Source organism: Pseudogracilibacillus sp. SO30301A (genome assembly GCF_037072025.1).
Lineage (GTDB): Bacteria > Bacillota > Bacilli > Bacillales > Amphibacillaceae > Pseudogracilibacillus.
On sequence record NZ_JAXHDD010000100.1, the window covers coordinates 1 to 6,268 of the forward strand.

The 6,268-nt window shown below is 34.2% G+C and carries 8 protein-coding genes and 1 riboswitch; of the genes, 5 read left to right on the forward strand and 3 right to left on the reverse strand.

Going from position 1 to position 6,268, the window contains the following annotated elements:
• Window positions 1-21: 21 nt before the first annotated feature.
• Both nagZ and SPD89_RS22255 read right to left on the reverse strand, forming a co-directional pair.
• A complete protein-coding gene (nagZ, locus tag SPD89_RS22250; RefSeq protein ID WP_336264132.1) occupies window positions 22-1,311 on the reverse strand; it encodes a beta-N-acetylhexosaminidase in 1,290 nt (429 codons plus the stop codon).
• A 25-nt stretch (window positions 1,312-1,336) separates the two neighbouring features.
• Entirely contained in the window at window positions 1,337-1,882 is a 546-nt protein-coding gene (locus SPD89_RS22255; RefSeq protein WP_336264133.1) for a transcription repressor NadR, read from the reverse strand.
• Between the two features lie 184 nt (window positions 1,883-2,066).
• A riboswitch (TPP riboswitch) is annotated at window positions 2,067-2,167 on the forward strand.
• 86 nt (window positions 2,168-2,253) lie between these two features.
• On the opposite strand from SPD89_RS22255, the gene thiT reads away from it, so the two are divergent.
• The 5 genes from thiT (at window position 2,254) to SPD89_RS22280 (ending at window position 4,646) form a co-directional block, all read left to right on the forward strand.
• Window positions 2,254-2,826, forward strand: a complete 573-nt coding sequence (gene thiT / locus SPD89_RS22260) for an energy-coupled thiamine transporter ThiT (protein ID WP_336264134.1) — start codon at window positions 2,254-2,256, stop codon at window positions 2,824-2,826.
• Window positions 2,827-2,991: 165 nt separating this feature from the next.
• Window positions 2,992-3,213, forward strand: a complete 222-nt coding sequence (locus tag SPD89_RS22265) for a hypothetical protein (protein ID WP_336264135.1) — start codon at window positions 2,992-2,994, stop codon at window positions 3,211-3,213.
• A 142-nt stretch (window positions 3,214-3,355) separates the two neighbouring features.
• On the forward strand, window positions 3,356-3,571 hold the full coding sequence (locus tag SPD89_RS22270) for a hypothetical protein (protein ID WP_336264137.1): 216 nt from the start codon (window positions 3,356-3,358) through the stop codon (window positions 3,569-3,571).
• 207 nt (window positions 3,572-3,778) lie between these two features.
• A complete protein-coding gene (locus SPD89_RS22275; protein ID WP_336264139.1) occupies window positions 3,779-4,078 on the forward strand; it encodes a spore coat protein in 300 nt (99 codons plus the stop codon).
• A gap of 139 nt (window positions 4,079-4,217) precedes the next feature.
• Window positions 4,218-4,646 carry a spore coat protein gene (locus tag SPD89_RS22280; protein ID WP_336264141.1) on the forward strand — a complete coding sequence of 143 codons (429 nt, stop codon included), beginning with the start codon at window positions 4,218-4,220 and terminating at the stop codon, window positions 4,644-4,646.
• A 205-nt stretch (window positions 4,647-4,851) separates the two neighbouring features.
• Here the strand turns inward: SPD89_RS22280 and SPD89_RS22285 are convergent, their stop codons facing one another.
• Complete coding sequence (locus SPD89_RS22285) at window positions 4,852-5,856, reverse strand: LLM class flavin-dependent oxidoreductase (protein ID WP_336264142.1); 1,005 nt, start codon at window positions 5,854-5,856, stop codon at window positions 4,852-4,854.
• Window positions 5,857-6,268 lie beyond the last annotated feature (412 nt).

Consider the following 6,268-nt stretch of genomic DNA (forward strand, 5'->3'; position numbering starts at 1 on the left):
TTTTTATGTTCCTATTGACTTTTACTCATATAATTCGACAATTTCTTTGTTTAAAACATCCACGTTAATTTCTTCTATAACTGTATCCACTATTTCGTATTCTTCTTTTAATAATAAAATTCTTTTTACGCTTTCTTCTATGCGACTTTCTGTTATCTCACCAGCTAGAACAGATGCTTTTATCTGTTCAAAAACAGCTGTTATGTTCTCATAATTATGGGCTACTAAAACAATGTCTACCCCTGCTTTTATAGCATGAACTGCTGCTTCTCCTATTTTATAATTATTAGAGATAGCACCCATTGTTAAATCATCCGTCATGATGACGCCATCAAAATGAAGTTCTTCCCTAAGAATACCAGTAATTATTTCATATGAAAGTGTAGCTGGATCGTCTCCTATTTGAGGTAGCTTAATATGCGCCGTCATCACTACGTCAGCGCCTGCATCAATCGCAGTCTTAAAAGGGACTAATTCAATAGCTTCTAATTCATCCATATTTTTATCTATTACAGGCAATTCTTCATGGGAATCAATATGCGTATCCCCAAGACCTGGAAAATGTTTGATAACAGGAATTACTTGTTCTGCTTGCATTCCTTGCATCACTTCAACCCCGAGTTCTCCCACCAGTTGAGGATTACTTCCAAATGAGCGATCTCCAATTACAGGATTATTTGGATTGTTATTCACATCTATTACTGGGGCAAAATTTACTTGAAAACCAAAAGCTTTTACTTGCCTTCCCAATACTTCACCTGTTTTTCGAGCAAATTCCTTATCGTTTTTCAGACCAATTTCTTCGTTTGTTTGCAAATCGTATAAATTTGGTAATCTCGTAACGGTGCCACCTTCTTGATCCACACTAAGCAATAGCGGTATGTTGTTCTGTTTATTTTCAATTTTTAAATCATTTGATAAGTTTAATGACTGATTCGGTTCTTCTAAGTTAGCTGAAAATAAAATAAAACCGCCTAATTTATACGTATGAATCAATTTCTTTGATTGATTAGTCAAAATTGTACCGGTAATTCCACCAATAATAAGCTGACCGATTTTTTCATCCAAAGTCATTTTTTTAATTATTTTGGATATGTCATCAACTTCATTTTTATCCATACTAGCTTCAGTTTCTCCCTCTAATTGTTTCATCGTTGTAGTTATATTTTCTCGCTGCGGATTTGTTGGGACCAGGTTATGTGAACTTTTTCCAACATCCGCTTCTAATGTAATCATTGGATCTTGAGCCACAGTTAAAAATACAATCAAGCAAACGATTATCGCGATAATAGAAACTACAAATCTTTTCACCAAACCACCTCTGGTATAACGTGTCTTAAATATTGTCAGTTACTAAAATGCCTGCTTTTTTTAAAGCGTTACAAGCAGCATCAATTTTTTCTTGTGAATCTGATTCTATTGTATGTAAATGAATACCCCCGGTTAAAATTAATAGTGGAGCAGCATTATTTTGTGAAAAGCTCTGAACAAACTGTTCTACTTCATATCTACTTTTCACCATAAGAGAGCCGATCAATTCGCCATAAAAAGGATGTTCTACAATCACATCTACGACGGTAACACCGCAGTCTACCATAAGTTCAAGCTCTTTCTTCGTTTCCTCAGGTGTATGTTTACAAACAATCACTTTGCGAAATGTGTCATTCTGAGTTTTCTGTTGATAATACAAATATCCTCGACTAGTCGCAATGATCGGTTCTTCACTTGTTCTAAGTAAAGCAATATCTGTTACGATTACTTGCCTGCTTACACCTGTTTTTTCCGCAAGCATCTTTCCAGTTAGTGGTTTATCGTTTTGCTTAAGCAAATCAATAATATATTTTCTACGTTCGTCGCCGGTCATATTTATCCTTTTTCCCATTTATATTCCATCCCTTTGCTTTTGATGATTATTATTCCATCTTTTTATTTGTTCACATCTTATCACAGATTAATTAACTTGTTGATTGTTATACAGTGTCACTATTGAATATTTTCCCAGTAAGTTTGAATCAAAACTTGAAATGAGCTAAAATAAGATATGATAATGAAAAAGCAGAAATTATAATGTCTACAGGGGGAGCCATTCGGCTGAGAGTGAACAATTTGTTCTTACCCTTCGAACCTGTTAGTTAATACTAGCGTAGGGATGTAGTTTTTTTATGGGAAAAATTAGTCAATCTAAACGGATACCCATCAAGCTCCCCGTAGAATTGCTTTTTTGCATTAAAAATTTGGGGGAGTGTTAAATTAATGAGCTCGAACCGTACTTTATTTTTTATTGAAGTTGCCATTCTAACAGCTTTAGCATTGCTATTAGATATTATTCCTTTTTTAAAGTTTAAACTTTGGCCAGCTGGTGGTTCTATTTCATTAGCAATGATTCCTGTGTTCATACTGGCTTTTCGTTGGGGTATAAAAGGCGGAATCCTTTCAGGGTTCTTATGGGGTATATTGCAGATTGCAGTAGGAGATGCGTATATTCTTAATTTTTGGCAAGGATTAATTGAATATGGACTTGCATTTACTGTACTAGGCTTTGCGGGGATTTTTGCAAAATCTGTTCAACAGGCTGTAAAACAACAGAATAAAAAAGAGTTATTTAAGTTTATAATTGCAGGGATTCTTGTCGGCGGTTCATTACGTTTTCTTGCCCATTTCTTTGCAGGATTTATATTCTTTGCCGACTCAGTACCTGAAGGACAACCGGCTTGGCTATACTCCTTTATTTATAACTGTTCGTACATGATTCCAGCGATGATTATTTGCATTATTATTATCTATTACTTATTTAACAAACAACCGAGAATGCTACTTAAAAATTAAACTATATGTAAAAAATAGATAACCTATTTAATTAATGGTTATCTATTTTTTATTGAAAAATTTTAAACGCCTCGATTGAGCAACCAAAAATAATTGAAATACTATTGGAAAATTGTGGATAAAATCAATAAGATAAGTTCATCTACAGAGATCGAGATTCATACGATGCAAGAATTAAGCTTTATTCTTAAAGCACATGTGCGAAAAGAAGCACGAATTATTTTTCCAATGATTAAAAAGGCACTTCCCGAAGAAGTACTACAAGAAATGGTACCGTACTTACAGATTTTCCGAACGGGAAAGCCCATTGTCTTTAGACGTGGGATGAAAGTGAGGGCCAATATGGAGTGGTATAAAAAACGAAGGTTTGTACCACTTCGTATTTGAAATTATTTTTTCTTGAGATATGCATGAAATTAATGTTAAAAACGGTACAAACGTTCCTCTTTATGTTATAGCAGGAGTTGAGCAACTTGCAAACGAACACAGTTAAGCTAGAGCTTCAAAAACTGACAAAGAGAAAATGGCAATGTACCGTAAGATGACAGCGATAAATACCGCTTTTTCGAATTGGCTTTTAGGTTTTGATGAACTCCAAACAGCTACTTCGAAAGTACTTAAACGCTATTCGGATGAGCCATTTCCTTCACCTATTGTCAATCAAACGATTCGGACAGTAAAATCGAAAAAGAAAAAACAGAAAGCGAAAACGTTTTGTTGTATGTGGTGTAGCTTCAATAATTAAAACTTTAAGGTGGAAAGAGAAAACGGGTTATATAAAGTTTCTTTTCCAACACTAGAAAAGCTATCAAAGATTGGTGGAGCAAGACGGATTCATTTTTACTGATAAATTAATCAGATCTCACTCTTATTTCCTTATTTTAAGTTGTCCGCCCTTTCATTTCCTTTTACTGCGAATAAATTATAGTAGTGGCAAAAAGGAGGTGAATGGTTGGTGAAAGATAATGATAATAAAAAGGAGCTATATAACCTATCCAACCAAATGGTAGAAATTTTTATTAGCAATATATTCTCTAAAAATAACATTGATTTAGAAGAAGCAAAATCTAACATTACAGATGAGCAACGTGAATCACTAAAGCAATCAGTTGCAAAACTTAAAGAACAAGTAGAAGAATTCTTATACGAAAAGAATGCTACAAAGACAGTCACTGAAGATGAAGTGAAAAAGAAAGTTGAAAGTCCTCTTAGGGAACTTTTCTTGAATAGAAATAAACAAGCGGAAGAGTGAGCAGTTGATTAAATGGTTGAATTGATTGGTAAATTAGCGCACTCAAATAACTGCTTCGGTGCATTTAATGAATATATAGGAGGGATAAAATATGTATGATTACGATTACGACTATGATTATAAGTACAGTAATCGGTGGGTGGCACTAGATAGGGATTCAGAGCACCCAGTAGGAAGAGCATGTAAAAACGATTCGAATAATGATATCAATGACGCAGACCAGTATTCAGAAATCGACCAATCTTCCAATGAAACTATCATTATTAGAGATTCTTGCGAGATCACTGTAGAAACCACAGATACGAAAGTTGCCGCTTCTTTACAGGCAGCATTACAGGTTGCCATCGCTGTCGTTATCAATATTACAATAGCAGATAGCAGCCGTGCAGAAAAAGTCACACAAGAACTTCTAGAAATGTCTCAAATCAGGCAAGCAAACAGGCAAAAACTTGTCATTGAGAACTGTCGCGAAATTGATGTTACTACTACTGACACAGACGTAGCAATTTCCTTACAAGTTATGCTCCAAATTCTTGTTGCTCTTTTTGCACAGCTGGGTATCTTATAAAAGGATACTACACTATATTTAATGCTAATTAGTTTGTCTATGTTCCAAATACTGCATTATTTAATCTTGGCAATTTCATTTAGTTGGAATTGCCAAGGTTATTCATGTTTTAAAGAGCAAAAGCGAACCGCAAATACAGCGAATTTTCTTGTGGACGCAACTCCATATGCAAAACAGCTGGTAGAGAAGTATTCAGTTAAAAGGATTATTTCCCCTCAGCAACGTCTTTAAATATTTCGTAAGAACGTTTTTGTTTTTCTTGATCGTAGATATACGTGACAGCCATGATTTCATCAACATTGTATTTTTCCTGAAAATTCGTCAATTGTTTACGAGTAGAATCCTTGTCTCCAGAGAAAGTCACACTAATCATCGATGAAACTGCTGCCTTTTCTTGTGGACTCCAAAGTTCATCCATATTATCAACAGGCGGTACTAATGGTTCCTGGTCTCCTCGGACAACATTTAGGAAAAATTGCTGTAATGTTGTTAACTCCCTTTTTGCTTCTTTATCACTTTCTGCAGCAATTACATTAAGACATGCCGTCATATGCGGAGAATCTAAATAATGAGATGGTTTGAATTCTTTACGATATATGGAAATTGCTTCTTCCATATATCTTGGCGCGAAGTGGGAAGCAAATAAATATGGTAATCCTAGTTCAGCTGCTAAATATGCTGAGTTTGGAGAAGAACCTAATATATAAAGTGGTACATTTGTATTAATAGCTACATTTGCTTTTACATGTCCTTGATCTTTCGCTGACCCGAAGTATTGCAAGAGCTCCTGGATATCTTTTGGAAAAGAATATACAGAATCCTCATTATGAGATCTTCTAAGTGCACTTGCAGTTAACATATCTGTACCTGGAGCTCGCCCTAAGCCCAAATCTAAACGATTAGGATAAATGTTTGCCATCGTTCCAAATTGTTCTGCTACAACTAAAGGAGCGTGATTAGGTAACATTATCCCACCAGCTCCAACTCTAATTTTTTCAGTATGTTCTAATATATGTTTAATCAATATAGACGTAGCTGAACTTATTAAAGAAGCGGTATTATGGTGTTCAGAAATCCAATAACGTGTATACCCCATTTCCTCAGTCGCTTGCGCCAAATTAACCATGGAATCAATCGCTTGTTTTATACTTTCGCCTTTTCGAAGAGGTCCAAGATCTAAAACTGAAACGGGTATATGAATGTTTGCCATTATTATAATTCTCCTTTTTGAAACCTTTTTCTGATTTACATTTTAACAAACAATTAATTAAATAGCAGATTCCGTGATTACTGTTCTTTTTGTAAAGAATATAAGTTAAGAGAATTATAAATTATTACAGATAAATATCAACTAATCCAATTTTATACTCCCAAATGATAATGAAGCTAAACTTTGACAATAAATGATTATTTCCTGGGAAATATCTAAAGTTTTTACATTATTAGATATGCTTTTTATTAAATGCTATCAACAAATTATCTTAGCGTACCTTTAAATAATCTATAATCCTACATTTCGAACCTGTGGATAACTAATGTTATCCACAGGTTCCTCCGCAATTAAATGACAAATAATTATAAAAATGGGTTACTAATTTTTAGTTTTATCCAAAATAGATAAT